A 15,097-nucleotide genomic window follows, 5' to 3' on the forward strand; every position below is an offset into this window, starting at 1 on the left:
TGCCTCCATCTCCAACCACCGCCCCATGGCCCACGCCGTTATCTCCTGCCTGCACGCCAATCTCGCCGCCACCGAAGCGGTGCTCAGCGACATCGAACAGCTCGGCATCGACAGGATCACCTGCCTCGGCGATCTGGTGGGCTATGGCCCCCAGCCCAATGAGGTGGTGGAGTTGATCCGCGCGCGCCAGATCCCCAGCTGCCAGGGCTGTTGGGATGAAGACATCATCGAAGGCCTCAATTCCTGCGAATGCAGCTACCCCTCCCAGCTGGCTGAGCGGCGCGGGCAACGGGCTCATCACTGGACGGCGGCCCAGCTCAGCGAGGAGAACAAGGCCTTTCTCGCCAGCCTGCCGTTGTCGTTGCGGCGCGATCGCCTGCTGTTCGTGCACGGCAGCCCCAACAGCCAGCACGAATACCTCCTGCCCGACATGAATGCCTTCGCTGCCCTTGAGCGGGTGGAGGCGGCGCAGGCCGACACGCTCTTCTGCGGCCACACCCATCGCCCCTATGTGCGTGAACTGCGTGAGGGGGTGATCAAGCTGCGGTTGCACCGAGCCGTTGCGAACCCTGGGCCCGACATCGAACGCGAGGTGGATCTTCCCGTTCGTCGCATCGTCAACGCCGGCTCGGTGGGGGAACCGCGGCACGGCGGCACCAGCGCCACCTACGTGATCCACCACGAGCAGGACGACAGCGTGGAGATCCGCGAGGTTCCCTACGACGTGGAACGCACCTGCCAGGCGATCGTGGCCGCTGGGCTGCCGCCTCTGTTCGCCTGGCGGCTCCGCCACGGATTCGAGTACGCCGAGCGGGCCGACGACGCCAGCCACGTGTGTGAGCGCTGATGGCGAGGTGGGCACTGCTGAGCGGCTTGCGCGGTGATCTGACGGTCTATGCGGCGGTGCAGGCCGAGCTGCGCCGCCAGCGGGTCGACACGTTGTTTGTGCTCGGCGATCTGATCGGCCCGGAGCGCGAGGCGAACGCCCTGCTGGAGCGTCTGCAGCAGCCGCGCCGGGGAGATCTGCAACCGCACTGCCTCTACGGCTGGTGGGAAGAGCAGCTGCTGGCCGAGCGGGGCTTTCGCGGTGAGCGCCGGGCCGACGCCCTGCGCCAGAGCGGCGGGGAGGCGGCCGTGGCAGCCCTGCTGCAGGCGGTGGATCCCGTCCACATGGCCTGGCTGGCGTCGTTGCAGTTCGGTTTCGTGGAGCTCGATTGCGCCCTGCTGCATGGCAGTTCGGCCGATGTGGGCGACAGCCTCACCGCCGACACAGCCCCATTGCAGCTGCTGGATCGTCTCACCCGCATGGAGGCGAATCGCCTGTTCACGGCCCGCAGCGGCGAGCAGTTCTGCGTGGAGTTGTGCGGCGGTGGCATCGAATCACGCCTGCGTGATCTCGAAGGAGAACGGCAGCAGCACCAGAGCGTGCCCAGCCGCAAGGTGATCGGCGTGGGCAGCGGGCTGCACTACACCCTCTACGACCCGGGCAGCGACCATATCGCGTTCCGACGGGCCGGCGGTCCGATCCACGCCACTGGCAGGGGGTTCGCATGAACACGGGCTTCGGAGGTGTGGCGGAAACGCTGTCTCTCGATTTAGGTGGTCGCCGGCTTCAGGTGGTGCTGGAGCGCCGGGGGCCGACGGGGGCGCCCACCTGGCTGCTCTTGCCAGCCCTGAGCACCGTGTCGAGCCGCAGCGAGTGGCAACCGCTGGCGGCGGCGGTGGCGGAGCGCTGCCAGTTGGTGAGCTTCGACTGGCCGGGCTTCGGTGACAGTGACCGCCCGTGCCTTGACTACGACGCGGACCTGATGCGCTCGGCTCTGCGCTCCATCCTCAGCTACCTGTACGCCCAGAACCGCACACGCCTCACCGTGGTGGCCGCTGGGCACAGTGCCTCCATCGCCCTGGCCCTTGCCACCGAATGGTCAGGGCAGTGGCAGCGGCTGGTGGCCGTGGCGCCCACCTGGCGGGGCCCCCTGCCCACCATGACCGGCTGGCCGCCGCAGCGCTTCGGCTGGTTGCGGCAGCTGGTGGGCGCGCCGCTGATCGGCCCGGCGCTCTACCGGCTCAACACCAGCCGGGCGGTGCTGGGGCTGATGCTGCGGCGCCACGTCTGGGTCGAGCGGTCGCTGTTGACGCCGGAGCGCCTGCTGGAGCAACAGCAGCTGGCCCGCCGCCGCGGCGCCCGCTTCGCCAGTGCGGCCTTCGTGAGCGGTGGACTGGACGCCACCGATCAACGGGACTGGTGGCTGCACCAGGCCCGCCAGCTGCAGTGCCCTCTCCACGTGGTGCTGGCGGGGGAAGCGCCCCCGCGCTCCAGCGAGGAGATGCAGAGGCTGGCCGAGGCTGCCGATCAGGTGACGACTTTCCCAGGGCGGCTGGGGCTTCACCAGGAATTCGGCGCCGTGCTGGCTCAACGGTTGCTGGGCGACAACAACTCAGGTGACTGACCGGAACTGCCTTCGTCCCGGCCGCTTCTCCGTTGCAATCACCGCCCGGACCAGATCAGCCGGGCAGATCAGCTAAGGACATCTGCCATGGAAATCACCCAGGCAGGTTCGCCTGACTGATGGGCCCCAGTTTGACACCTTCAGGGTAATACTTCCAGCCATCTCTGATTCTTATCTTTTCATCCCAGGGAAGCTTGTAGCAGCCATCGGCAAGATCCTTGACCCAGGTGAGATAGTTTTCTTTCTCCCCACCGGGTTTGCCGACATAGGCGCGGCAGCCCAGGTTGAAGATGTTGTTTTCAAGTGCCCAATTCTCTCTGGCCTTGTCGACCAAGCGCGGAAACAGCTCTGCCGTTACGATTTCCCATGGATTCCGGTGCCCCTGTTGAATCACGTTGCCATCATAGTTGCAAACAGTGCCTTCGCCAAAGTAATAAAACACACCATCATAGCCAGCCAGGTTCACTGAAATCGTGTACATGAGATTCTGCCATGCATTCGTTTTGTTGGTCCATATCCATTGATCGTTGACTTGCGTGGAGTAGCCTGAAATGCGGATGTAAACATTGGCTCCTTTGTAGGCGGCCTCTCGAGCCAATTCTGGAAACATTCCGTCGTGGCAGATGCAAACAGCCAGCTTTGATCCCTTTGGTCCATCGCAGACGGGCATACCGTAATTTCCCGGTGACCATGGCTCGATGGGTACCCAAGGCTGTAACTTTCGGTAGTGCAAGGCAATGTCGCCTTGAGAGTTGATGATGATGGCTGAGTTGAACGGCGGCAGCCTGGGGTCATCATTCTGTTCCATCAGGGAGAACACGCCCCACACGTCACTCGCTCTGCAGGCTTCGCGAAAGCGGTCGATCTCCGGTGAATCAATGCGCAAGAGCATCTCGTCATAGGTCCAGATCGACGTATTCAGTCCTTGCGTTGAGTACTCCGGGAGAACCACCAGATCCAGGTCTGGATAGCCCGCCTTGGTGGAGGCCACAGCCCTGCAGATCTGATCCACCTGGGTCTGGATGTCTGAGGGGCCTTTGATCACGGGGACGGGATATTGAATCATCGCGACGAGAAGCGACTCCTCCCAGGCGCTGACGCTGCCGGTGCTGCCCATGCTGTTAAGAATGATAGTCATTATCATTCTAAAAGCCCCGCAAGCGCAAATCTGTCGCTTCAGGCACTGTTTCGTTGCGCCTCGCCCATGCGAGTGGGCCGGGCGCGGAGGGCTCAGGCCGCCGGCCCCTGGGCAGCGCGTTTCAGCAACTGCCGCCAGGAGACACCGTGTGCCGCCAGCCCTGCCTGCAGCGCATCGACCAGGGCGAGGGAGTGGGTGAGGTCTGCACCTGCCATCCCCTGCCGCCAGTCCTTGAGCAGGGCCTGGCAAGCCGCTTCGAGCGATGCTGCCGGATCGACGGCGTTGCTGCCAGGGCAATCCGGTTGTGGGGCTCGGGCTCGGGCACTGAGGGCATCCACGGGCGGAAGCAGGGCTTGCGGCCCTCCGGTGCTGGGCTTGGCTGAGGCTTCAAAGAAGCAGCTGCGGGCTCCGGTGTGGCAGGCCCCGGCTCCCACCTGCTCAACAGTCAGCAGAAGGGCATCGCCATCGCAGTCGTAGCGAAACCCGCGCAGCAGCTGGATGTGTCCACTGGTGGCTCCCTTGTGCCAGAGCGCCTGGCGCGAGCGGCTCCAGTAGTGCACCTGCCCGGTCTCAAAGGTGGTCAGCAGTGCCTGACGGTTCATCCAGGCCAGCATCAGCACCGCGCCGTCGAGCCAGTCCTGCGTGATGGCGGGGATCAGACCATCGGCGTTGAAGCGCAGGTGATCGACGCAAGCGTGTGGCCATTGCTCCATGGCGCTCATGCCCTGGCCCCCTCGTCTGGATCGAGGGGCCACATCACCCAGCCGCCCTCCTCACCGCCAGCCGCCAGGGCCTTGCGGTCGGCGCGCCAGGCCACGCTGCTGAGCGCCTGGCCATTCAGTTCGAGCACCTGGAGCAGGGATCCGGCTTCCGACCACAGCGCCGCGGTGCCATCACGCGAGGCCGTGACGATCGGGGCCTGGGCAGGGCCACAGGCCAGTGCTGAGATCCGATCCAGATGAAAGGGCAACAGCACGGCGTTCCAGGCCTCGAGGTCACCCCCCTGGCCCGACCACACCACAGCGGCCTCCGCCGCTGCGACCAGCAGCCCTTGCTGCCCGCTGGCCAACCGAGATAGCGCCAGCGCATGGATCTTGCCCGGCAGGTCACCCACGCCAAGCATGGGTTGCTGCAGACCCCGCCAGAGCACCAGGCGGCGATCCAGCAAACCAGCTACGAGCCAAGGGGGGTCCGATCCCCAAACCAGCTGCAGAACCGCCGAGCCGGTTTCCAGGTGCAGCGGCTCCATGGCCCGATGGGTAGGAGCGGGTGTCAGCGGCAGGCGCCAGATCCACACCCCCTGGCCCGTGCCCGCCGCCAGTTGATCGCCCGCTGGGCTCCAGCTCAGGGCCATCACCGCGCCGCCCGGGCTGGACAGCGGCGGCAACCAGACCTGGTCTTCGCTATGCCAGATCCAGATCTCATCTCCCCTTGCCACGGCCAACAGGCGGCCATCCGGTTGCCAGGCCAGCTGATCGATCCAGCCCCCGACTGCCGGCGCGATCAACTGCTGCGGCACGTCACCGTCCAGGCGCCAGAGCGAGAGCACACCCCCCTCACCGGCGGCGGCCAGCCAGCGGCCACAGCTGGAGAAGCCCAGGGCGTCAAAGCCCTTGCTACCGGCAGCGTTGGCCTCCTGCAAGGGCCAGTCCACGCCGGCCGTGAAATCCACCAAGATGAACTCCCCCGCTGCGCTGGCAATGGCGAGTTGGGCAGCCTGGGGTGCCCAGGCCAATCCCGTGACGCAACCCTGAACCCTGCCGCGCAGTTGCTTCTTCACCGGTCCTTGGGCCGTGGGCGGTGCGGGCTTCGAGAGCTCAACCATCACGGGTGCTGCACTCCAACAGCTGGTTGAGGCGCAGCCGTCGCTCGCCGTGCGGATCAGGAGCCAGCTCACCGACCAGCTCCTGAGCCAATCGCTCGACAGCCTGCGGCCACTCCACCTCACCTGTGCGCTGCAGCAGAAGCTCCGCCGAAAGCAGCCAGGCCTGCAGAGCCCTCAGATCGCTGCACACCTGCCGCCGACCGATGGTCTGCCGCGCCAGGGAGGACGGTTCGCTGGCGAGCTGCTGGACAACAGCCGACGTCAGGCTCTGCATGGCCTGGAGGCAGGCCCAGAGCTGCTGTTGCTGCCCCCGCAGGCTGTCCTGCCGTCGCAGCAGTCCATCGTGAAGACGCTCGAAGCGCTCCTGCTCCTCGGGTGAGGGTCCCTGTTCCCAGGGGTCCTGACCAAAGAATTCCCGCGCGTCCGACGTCATCGGCAGACGCCGGAGCCAGGGGGACGAGAGCAGCGCCAGGCACTCCGCGTCAGCATCCGCATCAGCAAACGATAATCATTCTCGTATGGTAGACCCCTGGTGCCGTTCGCCTTGGCCATGCAGCGCATAACAGCTTCACGCCACGGGCAGAACCCCATCGCCTCTGCGGGGCTCGCACCTGCGAAGCCCGGGCCCGTGCTGACCGTGGCGCTGCAGGCCATGGACCTCAGCGGCAGGCGCAGAACCGAACGGCAACTCCTTTCCCTGGCAGTTGGTCAGGGCACACTTCCGGCCTGGCTGGAAGTGGAGTTGGCAGGACTGCAGCCAGGCACCACCAGCCGCTGGCGTGTGGGGCCTCGCCAGCGGCCCCTGGCACTGGTGGGCCACCCCCACCTCCCCAGCAACGGGCTGATCTGGCTGGAACTGGAACTGCTCGAATCCCGCCGGCCCTCCCTGCCAGGGGATGGGCCCAGTGGTTGCGCCTTGATCAGCCAAGCCGAGGTTCAGGCACTGTTTGAACGCTGGAACAAGGCGTTGCAGAGCCAGGATCCGGAGTGGGTAGCGCACTTGTACAGCCGCGATGCGGTGCTGCTCCCCACGCTCTCGGATGAGCCCCGAACAGACCATGACAGCATCGTGGATTATTTCAGCCACTTTCTGCAGAAGCGTCCCAGCGGTGAGATCAGCCAGCGGGAAATACTGATCGGCTGCAACATGGTGCAGGACGCTGGTTTATACAACTTCCGCTTCCTTGACGGCAGCAATGCCCAGGCCCGCTACAGCTTCATCTATGTGCTCGAGGATGGTGAGTGGAAAATCTCACACCATCACTCCTCCTTGCTGCCGGAAGCGTCAGGGAGCTGATGGAACCCCTCACGATCCAACTTCACGACAGCCTGAGCCGGCGCAAGCGCCCCCTGCAGCTGGAACAACCTGATCGGGTGACGCTGTATGTGTGCGGCCCCACCGTCTATGACTTGCCCCACATTGGGAATGCCAGGCCGGCTGTGGTCTTTGATGTGTTGGTGCGCTTGCTTCGCCACGCCTATCGGCAGGTGATCTATGTGCGCAACTTCACCGATGTGGATGACAAGATCAATGCGGCGGCAGCCACCGCAGGGGTTCCCATTCGCACGATCACGGAGCGCACGATTGCCGCGTATCAGGCCGACATGCGCGCTCTGGATGTGCTGCCACCCGACCGGGAGCCCCGCGTCACCGAGCACATCAGCGACATCCAGTTCCTGATCACCCAACTGCTGGATCGTGGCCATGCCTATGTGGCGGCGGGCCATGTGCTGTTTGAGGTGGCCAGCTTTGCCAGCTACGGCCAGCTCTCCGGCCGCACGAAGGCAGGAATGCAGGCCGGCGCCCGCGTGGAGGTGGCGCCGTTCAAGCGCGATCCCACAGATTTCGTGCTCTGGAAACCCTCCAGTCCCGACCTGCCTGGCTGGGAGAGTCCGTGGGGCCGCGGAAGGCCCGGCTGGCATGTGGAATGCACGGCCATGATCCAGCGTCACCTGGGTTTCCCGATCGACATCCACGGCGGTGGCCAGGATCTGATCTTTCCCCATCACGAGAACGAGATCGCCCAGGGCTGTGCCGCCACCGGTCTGCCTTACTGCCGCACCTGGATGCACAACAGCTTCATCACCGTGGCTGGACAGAAGATGTCGAAATCCCTCGGCAATGTGCTGCTGGTGCGTGATCTGCTCCAAATGGCTCCCGGCGAAGCCATCCGTCTGGCCCTGCTGGCCAGTCATTACCGCCAACCACTGGACTGGAACCAGGAGCGGCTTGATCAGGCCAGGCGTACGCTCATCGCCTTCTACCGGGCCCTGAGCAGCGCGGTTACTGGCGACGAACACCGCCCCTGCGCTGCCGAGAGCCGCCCGGATCCGATCGTGCTTGGGGCCCTGGCGGACGATCTCAACATCTCCGTCGCTCTCGCCCGCCTGCATGGGCTGAGCCGGGAGTTGCAGTGGGCCACGTCAGCTGCCGAACGGGGGCCCCTCAGAGCCAGCCTGCTGGGCTCAGGCCAGCTCCTCGGCCTGCTGCAGAAAGAGCCCCACAAGGCGCTTGCCGGGCTGTGTTCACCACCCCGGCAGGTCGCAGCGTCGGAGGCATGGCTGTCGGAGGAGGCGATCGCCGAACTGCAGAGGCGCCGCCAACGGGCCCGTCAGGAGGGGGATTTTTCGCTGGCCGACCGGTTACGGCGGCAATTGATCGATGCCGGGGTGCCGGTGGCCGACAGCAAGGCCGTGCGTAGCATCGCCACCCCAACCCCTACGGACCCTTGAGATCCATCGGCTGGAGGGTGCAAGACGTGGCTTGACGTGGCCGAACTGTGGCCCTTGGCCTGTGGACGCCGAGGTGGCACGAAACGGATCTGCCATCCAGGCTGTGTATGTGTCATGCGCATTGAATGGTGCCCAAGCGTGTTCATGGGAGAGAAGATCAAGTGTCATCGCGGCTGATTTGAACAAATCATGCAGGTGGTGATGTGATCATCTCCTCGCCACATCTGTTTGGATGCTGAGCCGGAATCGCCGACACTGTGCTCGGACTTGTAGCAAATGATACGGGTGTTCGTGTGGATTGAACGAGCGCATACACCGGTATGCCAGTACAAAGGTGATGCGGATATGTGCAAGTTGCGTGAAAGAGCTCACTGGTGCCATCAATCAACATCTGGCGGCTGAGTTTCAGGCCGGCCACACCTATCTGGCCATGTCCATCTGGCTGCGGGAGAAGGATCTCGCCGGTTTCTCCACCTACATGCTCGATAAAAGCCAGGAGGAACGGGCCCATGCCGCCCGCATGATCGCCTATTTGGTGGACAGCGACGAGCAGGTGGAACTGCCCACGATCGAGGCCCCGGAGCGCAGTTGGCCGTCGTTGCAGAGCCTGTTCGATCAGGTCTTTGATATGGAGAAAGGTGTCACCGCCTCCATCAACCGCCTCTATTCCATGGCGGAATCCGTGGGCGAGCGCAGTGCCACCGCCATGCTCGATTGGTTTGTGGCTGAACAGCTCAAGGAGGAGGCCGAAGCCCGCTTCGTGCGCAAGCGCCTGCGGCTGGCCGGTGACAACAGCGCGGCCCTGTTGCTGCTCGATCAGCAGTTCCTCGAAGGCACGGCTCTCGCCCATATCAAGCAAGGGCTGAGTGGTACCCAGCTCGCCTGATCTGTTGCGGCTTTCTTCCCCTTCCCCTGCTGTTGTGCCATGCCCCGTTCTGAACAACCCACGGCCCGCAGGCGCGGTGGCCGGGGGCCAGGCGTTCAGCTGGCCTTGCTGGGGATGCCGAACACCGGCAAGTCGACGCTTTACAACCGGCTCACCGGTGGCCATGCGCAGATCGCCAACTGGCCAGGCCTCACGGTGGATCTGCTGCGCGGCGCCATGCCCCCCGACCGCAACGGCACTGCCTACGAGCTGGTAGACCTGCCCGGCATCCACGACCTCAGCGGCAGCAGCGAAGACGAGGCCCTGGTGCAGCGCTTCATGCGCAACACCCCGCCCGATCTGGTGCTGGTGGTGCTCAATGCCAGCCAGATCAGCAGCCAGCTGCGCTTGTTGCTGCAGATGCAGCAGCTGGGCCTGCCCGTGGTGGCCGCCCTGAACATGAGCGATGAAGCCCGGCGCTTCGGCATCGCGATTGACCATGAGGGGCTGGGTCGGGCCCTTGGTCTGCCGCTGCTGCCCGTCAGCGCCAAGAGCAACCAGGGTATCCATGCGCTGATTGACCAGCTGCATCAATGGGGCGAAGGCCACCAGCCGCCCAGCGCCGGTGCCCCTGCGGCACTCCAGCTTGAGCCCCACGTGCCGGAAGGGCGGCAACAGGAACTGGTGGCCCGCTACGTGACGTTGCCGGCCCGGCTGCTCAACCGCCGCACCCGCCTGGTGGATCGCGTGCTGCTCAATCCGGTGCTGGGGGTGGTGCTGTTCCTGGCGATCGTGATGGTGGTGTTTCAGCTGCTGTATGCGATCACCACTCCACTGCAGGAGCTGCTGGGAGCGGGGCTCGCATGGATTCAGGGCAGCTGGCTGGCACCGGGATTGCAGGTGCTCGGTTCACCGGATTGGTTGAAGCGTTTCCTGCTGGATGGCCTCTGGCTGGGCGTGAGCACGGTGGCCACTTTTCTGCCGCTGATCTTCGTGTTTTACGTGATGATCGCCATCATCGAAGATTCGGGTTACCTGCCGCGGGCCGCCTTCCTGATGGACGGCTTCATGCGTTGGCTGGGGCTCGATGGACGCGCCTTCGTTCTTCAGGTGATGGGCTTCGGTTGCAATGTGCCCTCGATCATGGGAACGCGGGTGATCCGGGATCGGGGCATGCGTCTGCTGGCGATGTTGTGCATTCCATTTGCGCTGTGCCAGGCCCGGCTCACCGTGTTCATCTTCATGGCCGGCGTGTTCTTTGCTGATCCCTGGTGGGCGCCAGGGCTGGTGCTGTTTGGTTTTTATGTGATGAGCTTTGCGGCGGCGGTGATCACTGGCCTGGTGTTCAAGCGGGCCTATCCTAGTGATGAAGCTTTCGTGCTGGAGCTTCCCCCCTACCGGGCCCCCAGCCTGGCCACGATCCTGCGCCGCGGCTGGACCTCAATGCTGAACTTTCTGTTCACCACCCGGGTGTTCATTGTTGTGGGTGCGGCCGCCATCTGGTTGCTCACCAACCTTCCTCCGGGGGCGGCAGAGGGATCCGGCGGCACGTTGGCGGCGGGGATCGGCCAGCTGTTCCAGCCGCTGTTGGGGCCGATCGGCATGAACCCGGAGCTCACGGTGTCGTTGTTCTTTGGCTTCATCGCCAAGGAGATCTTGCTGGGGGCGATGGCGGTGATCTACAACACCACCGAATCGGGGCTGGGCGGTGCGGTCCATGCGGCGATCACGCCGTTGCAGTCGCTCAGCTTCATGACCTTTGTGCTGCTCTACACCCCCTGCCTGGGCACCGTGGCAGCCCAGATCCAGGAAGCCAAGAGCAGGAATTTTGCCTTGCTGTCGCTGGGGTGGTCGCTGCTGCTGGCCTGGGTGATGGCGTTGATCGTCTACCAGGGAGGTCGCCTGCTCCTGGCGCTGGGCTGAGCCAGGTCTGTTCCGGTTGAGCCAGATCTGCCCCGGCCCGGTCCCAGCGTCATCGATCGGGCTGGTGTCCATGAAAAAAGCCCCTCACGGTGAGGGGCTTTCGTAGCACCTCGTTGGCCATACTTTTCAGTGTGATGTGTCAGTGCAACGTATCAGTGCAACGTGACCAGATCCACGTCCATTTCGGCAGCTTGTTCATGGCGGATCATGAACTCGAGCATGCCACTGGCCAGATGCAAAATGCCGCCGGGCTTGCCGCGGCGCAACACCTCAAGTTCTGCTCCGGGCCGCACGCCCATCGCGTGAAGCCGGCGTTGCAAGCCGGCATGCATGGGCAAGCAGTTGATCAAGACACGAGCGCCTGTCGGAACCTGGTTGAGTGGCATCCATTGCTCCCGGTTTGTCTAACAATCTTAGGTCGAAACGTCGTTCAATCGAACCGTTGTTCACCGAAACCTTTGTTCAGCCAAACCTTTGCCCAGCTGAAACATCGTTTAATCGAACCGTTCGTTGCCCACTCAAACCGTTGTTCAACCAAACCCTGCTCCGCCCGAGCGCCGCGGCCGCGGGCGGCCGGGCAGGGTCACCGGCCACAGCCACCAGCGGCCTTGATCGCCACCGGCGGCCAGATGCCGGCCATCGGGCCGCCAGGCCAGCGCCTGGAAGCCCTGGCCCTCCCCTTCCAGCGCCTGCAGCAGGCGGCCGCGGCCATCCCAGAGGCCCACGCTGCCATCGGCGGAGGCCGTGGCCAGCAGGCGGCTGCCGGGCGCGAAGCCCAGCGCCGTGACGCGCTGCTGATGCCAGAGCAGCGGTTCGGGCTGCCAGCCCTGCTCGCTGCGATTGCGCTGTTCCCACAGCACCACGTGGTCGGCGGCGGCCACCGCAAGGGCGGGCGCCAGCTTCGCGGGTTGATCGCTCCAGGCCAGCGCCCGCACCTTGGCGGGGAAGCCGCTGAACTGCCAGGGTCGCCCCTCGCCGGCCTCAGGCCAGAGCAGCAGGGAGCGGTCCATCTGGCCGCAGGCCAGCAGCTCGCCCACCGGCGAGAAGGCCAGGGCCAGCCCCACCGAGCCGGTGGGGGCGCGCCGGGGCGGCGGCGCCGCAGCGGCGGTGGGTTGCCACAACGCCAGCTCGCCGTGGCAGCTCGCCGCCAGCCGTTTGCCGTCGGCGCTCCAGGCCAGGGCCTGGGCGGTGCCGGGCAGCTCGAGGCTGTCGGGGCGCCACTGACGCAGCGCCCCATCCCAGAGCCGCACCCGGCGGCCGGCGGCCACCGCCAGCAGCAGCCCCCGGGGCTGCCAGACCGCCGCATCCAGCCAGCCGGCGCCGAGCGGCTGCGGCGCGAACGCCAGCGGCCGCACCCCGCTGCCGCCCAGCTCCCAGAGCAGCAGCTCGCCGGCCTGGCCCACCGCCATCAGAAACTGCCCGTCGGCGCTGAAGCCGATCGCATCAAGGCTGGCGTTGCCAAGGCCCTGCAGCAGCTCTTCGCAGCCGGCGCGGAAATCGAGCAGCAGCAGCTCGCCGCCGGCACTGGCGATCGCCAGAAACTCGCCATCGGCCGACCAGCTCAGCGCCGTGATCGCCTGCTGCAGCTCCCCGCTGAGCCGTTCCTGTACCAGGGGCTGCGCCGCTGTCATAGCGCCTGACCGCTCAGGCCACACAGGCGTTGAAGCCCGCCCGCAGGCCCTCGGCATCGAGCTCGCGGCCGATGATCACGAATTCGGTGCAGCGCCGCTCGCCCTCTTTCCAGGGGCGATCGAAATCGCCATCCAGCAGCATGTGTACCGCCTGGAACACATAGCGCTCGTCTTTGCCTGCCAGCTGGATGATCCCCTTCATCCGAAACAGATCGGGCCCCCGCTCCGCCACCAGATCCGCCAGCCAGGTGCCCAGCTTGTCGAGATCCATGGGCCGCTCCTCCACAAACGCCACCGAGCCCACGGCGTCGTCGTGCTCGTGGGCGTGCTCCTCCACCAGGAAACCGGGATCGAGGCTCAGGGCCCGCTCCAGTTCGAAGGCCCCCACGCCGAGCAGCTGATCGATCGGGGCATCGGCGTTGCAGGTGGTGATCAGCCGCGCCATCGGATTGATCGCCCGCACCCGCTGCTCGATCGCCTGGCGCTCGGCCTCCTCCACCAGATCCGCCTTGTTGAGCAGCAGCACATCGGCGAAGGCCAGTTGCTCCTGCACTTCCTCCGCCTCCCAGTGCTGCTGCACGTGCACCAGATCCACCAGAGTGATCACCGCATCAAGACGCAGTTCATCGCGCAGATCTTCATCCACGAAGAAGGTTTGGATCACGGGGGCGGGATCGGCCAGGCCGGTGGTTTCGATCACCAGATGATCGAAGCGATCGCGCCGTTTCATCAGGTTGCCGATGATGCGGATCAGATCGCCACGCACGGTGCAGCAGATGCAGCCGTTGTTCATTTCGAAGATCTCTTCGTCGGCTTCGATCACCAGCTGGTTGTCGATGCCCACCTCCCCGAATTCGTTCACGATCACCGCCACCTTGAGGCCGTGTTCGTGGGTGAGGATCCGGTTCAGCAGGGTGGTTTTGCCGGCGCCGAGATAACCGGTGAGCACGGTCACGGGCAGGCGATCGGCGGCTGGAACGGCGCTGGTGAAGGCCATGGCGAGGGGTGGGGGCCGGTCCGGCGGGCAGCGCAGACGCCCCGTAGGAGTGAGAATCGTTGTCGTTCTAGCAGCGGCGGCGCCCAATGGCTGGCTCGGGCCCCTCTGGGTTAAGGTTTTATTCGGAAAAGACTTTGCTACCGTTTCGGCGATCGGACAATCGACCTATGGCTATGTAGGTCGGTCGGCCCGTTGGCTCGACCAATGACCTCATGGGGTAATTTTAAGCCACTTGGTTCGATCAGGTGAGCCGCGGTTCGCATGGCAATGGACAATCAGCCTATTTACAACTTGGCGGATGTGATCCGATTTCGGCTTCGAAGAGGGCTTTCTTTTGGTGTCGATACGATCGCTTGTCAGTACATCAGCGCCTTGGAGCCGGATTCGCTGGCGAACTTCAACAGGCAGCACGTTGATGGAGCTCCACCTGTTGACTTTGACTTGCTCAGAAGAGTGATTGATCAGCGTTCAGAGCAACGTTCTAATTCTTTGGATGGCTATGCTGGGCTGACCATTCATGCGCGTTTGGGAGATTGTCTGCATAAATGTCCTTCCGTTGAAGACATCACAAATCTTTTGTGTCGCCATGGGTTGGCTGAGGAATTCAAGCAATGTAGGATTCATTATGGAAATCATAATGACGTGAACATCAACGAGTCCAGGCAGTATCTGGATCGTCTTTGTGAGGCCGTCGAAGCCTTGGGCTTGGCATGCTCGGTTGTCTCAAGTCAGCCAGACGACGACTTTGTTGCCCTGGCGAATGCCAAGACTCTGGTGGCTGGCTACAGGGGATTTGCCTGGCTGGCCGCATGCGTGAATCCCAACCGTGTGATCTGGGATCTGCAGCAGCCACCGTTGTTTCCCTGGCTTGGAATCCAGGCCAACCGGCCCCAGCTTGTGCATGGTTACCACCATCAGTTGTCTTTGTGAACGCCTTGACGGCTCTGGGGATTGGGTACCAGGGCGAGCCAGCGGCTTTCGGCAGCATGGAGCACCTGGGCGCAGCCATGATTAGCAATAGTTCGGCTCGGCCGCCTGCTGGCACCGATCACCACATTGGCCCCGGCGAGGATGCGTCGCCCGGGCCTAGAACCCGGCCACAGCAGCCGACTTTCTGGCTTGAAGCGCTGCTGCGAAGCCCTGGATCCTGCTTCGAGAGTGGGCCTATTGAATGAATGGCCTACAGCGGGCCAACGACTTGGCAACAGCGGCGACACTGACCCTCAGCAATCTCACGAGCAAACTCGGTTGCGTCTGAAACTCGGGGGGCCGTCCTTCATCGATGCCTGTGGATGCGTGCGAACCCTCAGCGCACCTCCTCGGCAGTTAAGGGTAGGAATGGCGTTCTCTTTCAACGACATCATGTCTCGCGTGTTTTCCCTGAACAGGCGCTGAAGACACTTATCAACATCCATCACTTTGACCTCACACGCGCTGATGGCTCCACCACGGCTTGGTTGAGCATGACTACCCAATCGCTTTGAGCAGGCACTTGGCCATACTTCTGACCTGCCTCTGCTGCGAAGCTCTCCGAA

The 15,097-nt window shown here is 64.2% G+C and carries 16 protein-coding genes; 9 read left to right on the forward strand and 7 right to left on the reverse strand.

Going from position 1 to position 15,097, the window contains the following annotated elements; genetic code table 11:
- The first annotated feature begins 25 nt into the window (after positions 1 to 25).
- Genes KBY97_RS08105 through KBY97_RS08115 form a run of 3 tightly spaced genes read left to right on the forward strand, consistent with a single transcriptional unit; the run spans position 26 to position 2,450 of the window.
- Positions 26 to 847 (forward strand): metallophosphoesterase, encoded by an 822-nt coding sequence (locus tag KBY97_RS08105; RefSeq protein ID WP_254962739.1) that lies wholly within the window; start codon positions 26 to 28, stop codon positions 845 to 847.
- Positions 847 to 1,554 carry a phosphoesterase gene (locus KBY97_RS08110; RefSeq protein ID WP_254962740.1) on the forward strand — a complete coding sequence of 236 codons (708 nt, stop codon included), beginning with the start codon at positions 847 to 849 and terminating at the stop codon, positions 1,552 to 1,554. The genes KBY97_RS08105 and KBY97_RS08110 overlap by 1 nt, the downstream gene beginning before the upstream one ends.
- A complete protein-coding gene (locus tag KBY97_RS08115; protein ID WP_255146264.1) occupies positions 1,551 to 2,450 on the forward strand; it encodes an alpha/beta fold hydrolase in 900 nt (299 codons plus the stop codon). Before KBY97_RS08110 ends, KBY97_RS08115 begins: the two co-directional genes overlap by 4 nt.
- 94 nt (positions 2,451 to 2,544) lie before the next feature.
- On the opposite strand, the gene KBY97_RS08120 is transcribed toward KBY97_RS08115, so the two are convergent.
- From KBY97_RS08120 to KBY97_RS08135, 4 genes are all read right to left on the reverse strand, one after another.
- Positions 2,545 to 3,588 carry a formamidase gene (locus tag KBY97_RS08120; RefSeq protein WP_255146266.1) on the reverse strand — a complete coding sequence of 348 codons (1,044 nt, stop codon included), beginning with the start codon at positions 3,586 to 3,588 and terminating at the stop codon, positions 2,545 to 2,547.
- 92 nt (positions 3,589 to 3,680) lie between these two features.
- On the reverse strand, positions 3,681 to 4,301 hold the full coding sequence (gene hisI, locus KBY97_RS08125; protein ID WP_255146267.1) for a phosphoribosyl-AMP cyclohydrolase: 621 nt from the start codon (positions 4,299 to 4,301) through the stop codon (positions 3,681 to 3,683).
- Between the two features lie 5 nt (positions 4,302 to 4,306).
- Positions 4,307 to 5,413: a WD40 repeat domain-containing protein gene (locus KBY97_RS08130; RefSeq protein ID WP_255146269.1), complete on the reverse strand. Its 1,107-nt coding sequence runs from the start codon at positions 5,411 to 5,413 to the stop codon at positions 4,307 to 4,309.
- Entirely contained in the window at positions 5,406 to 5,846 is a 441-nt protein-coding gene (locus tag KBY97_RS08135; protein WP_255146271.1) for a hypothetical protein, read from the reverse strand. Before KBY97_RS08135 ends, KBY97_RS08130 begins: the two co-directional genes overlap by 8 nt.
- 195 nt (positions 5,847 to 6,041) lie before the next feature.
- Here KBY97_RS08135 and KBY97_RS08140 point away from each other — a divergent pair, with 195 nt between their 5' ends.
- The 4 genes from KBY97_RS08140 (at position 6,042) to feoB (ending at position 10,934) form a co-directional block, all read left to right on the forward strand.
- Positions 6,042 to 6,710, forward strand: coding sequence for an SgcJ/EcaC family oxidoreductase (locus KBY97_RS08140; RefSeq protein ID WP_255146272.1), 669 nt, complete (start codon positions 6,042 to 6,044; stop codon positions 6,708 to 6,710).
- A complete protein-coding gene (cysS, locus tag KBY97_RS08145) occupies positions 6,710 to 8,146 on the forward strand; it encodes a cysteine--tRNA ligase (protein ID WP_255146273.1) in 1,437 nt (478 codons plus the stop codon). The genes KBY97_RS08140 and cysS overlap by 1 nt, the downstream gene beginning before the upstream one ends.
- A 358-nt stretch (positions 8,147 to 8,504) precedes the next feature.
- Entirely contained in the window at positions 8,505 to 9,032 is a 528-nt protein-coding gene (locus KBY97_RS08150; RefSeq protein ID WP_255146275.1) for a ferritin, read from the forward strand.
- Positions 9,033 to 9,146: 114 nt separating this feature from the next.
- The gene (gene feoB / locus KBY97_RS08155) at positions 9,147 to 10,934 is read left to right on the forward strand and encodes a ferrous iron transport protein B (RefSeq protein ID WP_399217547.1); all 1,788 of its coding nucleotides are present in this window, start codon (positions 9,147 to 9,149) and stop codon (positions 10,932 to 10,934) included.
- A gap of 152 nt (positions 10,935 to 11,086) precedes the next feature.
- Here feoB and KBY97_RS08160 read toward each other — a convergent pair whose 3' ends face one another.
- From KBY97_RS08160 to KBY97_RS08170, 3 genes are all read right to left on the reverse strand, one after another.
- Positions 11,087 to 11,320, reverse strand: a complete 234-nt coding sequence (locus tag KBY97_RS08160; protein ID WP_255146278.1) for a FeoA family protein — start codon at positions 11,318 to 11,320, stop codon at positions 11,087 to 11,089.
- A gap of 144 nt (positions 11,321 to 11,464) precedes the next feature.
- Complete coding sequence (locus KBY97_RS08165) at positions 11,465 to 12,565, reverse strand: WD40 repeat domain-containing protein (protein WP_255146280.1); 1,101 nt, start codon at positions 12,563 to 12,565, stop codon at positions 11,465 to 11,467.
- 13 nt (positions 12,566 to 12,578) lie between these two features.
- Complete coding sequence (locus tag KBY97_RS08170) at positions 12,579 to 13,562, reverse strand: GTP-binding protein (RefSeq protein WP_255146281.1); 984 nt, start codon at positions 13,560 to 13,562, stop codon at positions 12,579 to 12,581.
- A gap of 261 nt (positions 13,563 to 13,823) precedes the next feature.
- On the opposite strand from KBY97_RS08170, the gene KBY97_RS08175 reads away from it, so the two are divergent.
- Positions 13,824 to 14,492, forward strand: coding sequence for a hypothetical protein (locus KBY97_RS08175; RefSeq protein WP_255146283.1), 669 nt, complete (start codon positions 13,824 to 13,826; stop codon positions 14,490 to 14,492).
- 299 nt (positions 14,493 to 14,791) lie between these two features.
- The gene (locus tag KBY97_RS14820; protein WP_399217549.1) at positions 14,792 to 15,046 is read left to right on the forward strand and encodes a DUF6399 domain-containing protein; all 255 of its coding nucleotides are present in this window, start codon (positions 14,792 to 14,794) and stop codon (positions 15,044 to 15,046) included.
- Positions 15,047 to 15,097 lie beyond the last annotated feature (51 nt).

It is taken from the genome of Synechococcus sp. ATX 2A4 (assembly GCF_024346375.1).
GTDB lineage: Bacteria > Cyanobacteriota > Cyanobacteriia > PCC-6307 > Cyanobiaceae > MW101C3.

What these genes read in the sequence shown, in the direction of transcription:
- KBY97_RS08105 (WP_254962739.1), top strand. Translation starts at nt 26, where the DNA reads ATGGCCCACGCCGTTATCTCCTGCCTGCACGCCAATCTCGCCGCCACC.
- KBY97_RS08110 (WP_254962740.1), top strand. Translation starts at nt 847, where the DNA reads ATGGCGAGGTGGGCACTGCTGAGCGGCTTGCGCGGTGATCTGACGGTC.
- KBY97_RS08115 (WP_255146264.1), top strand. Translation starts at nt 1,551, where the DNA reads ATGAACACGGGCTTCGGAGGTGTGGCGGAAACGCTGTCTCTCGATTTA.
- KBY97_RS08120 (WP_255146266.1), bottom strand. Translation starts at nt 3,588, where the DNA reads ATGACTATCATTCTTAACAGCATGGGCAGCACCGGCAGCGTCAGCGCC.
- hisI (WP_255146267.1), bottom strand. Translation starts at nt 4,301, where the DNA reads ATGGAGCAATGGCCACACGCTTGCGTCGATCACCTGCGCTTCAACGCC.
- KBY97_RS08130 (WP_255146269.1), bottom strand. Translation starts at nt 5,413, where the DNA reads ATGGTTGAGCTCTCGAAGCCCGCACCGCCCACGGCCCAAGGACCGGTG.
- KBY97_RS08135 (WP_255146271.1), bottom strand. Translation starts at nt 5,846, where the DNA reads ATGACGTCGGACGCGCGGGAATTCTTTGGTCAGGACCCCTGGGAACAG.
- cysS (WP_255146273.1), top strand. Translation starts at nt 6,710, where the DNA reads ATGGAACCCCTCACGATCCAACTTCACGACAGCCTGAGCCGGCGCAAG.
- feoB (WP_399217547.1), top strand. Translation starts at nt 9,147, where the DNA reads ATGCCGAACACCGGCAAGTCGACGCTTTACAACCGGCTCACCGGTGGC.
- KBY97_RS08160 (WP_255146278.1), bottom strand. Translation starts at nt 11,320, where the DNA reads ATGCCACTCAACCAGGTTCCGACAGGCGCTCGTGTCTTGATCAACTGC.
- KBY97_RS08165 (WP_255146280.1), bottom strand. Translation starts at nt 12,565, where the DNA reads ATGACAGCGGCGCAGCCCCTGGTACAGGAACGGCTCAGCGGGGAGCTG.
- KBY97_RS08170 (WP_255146281.1), bottom strand. Translation starts at nt 13,562, where the DNA reads ATGGCCTTCACCAGCGCCGTTCCAGCCGCCGATCGCCTGCCCGTGACC.
- KBY97_RS08175 (WP_255146283.1), top strand. Translation starts at nt 13,824, where the DNA reads ATGGCAATGGACAATCAGCCTATTTACAACTTGGCGGATGTGATCCGA.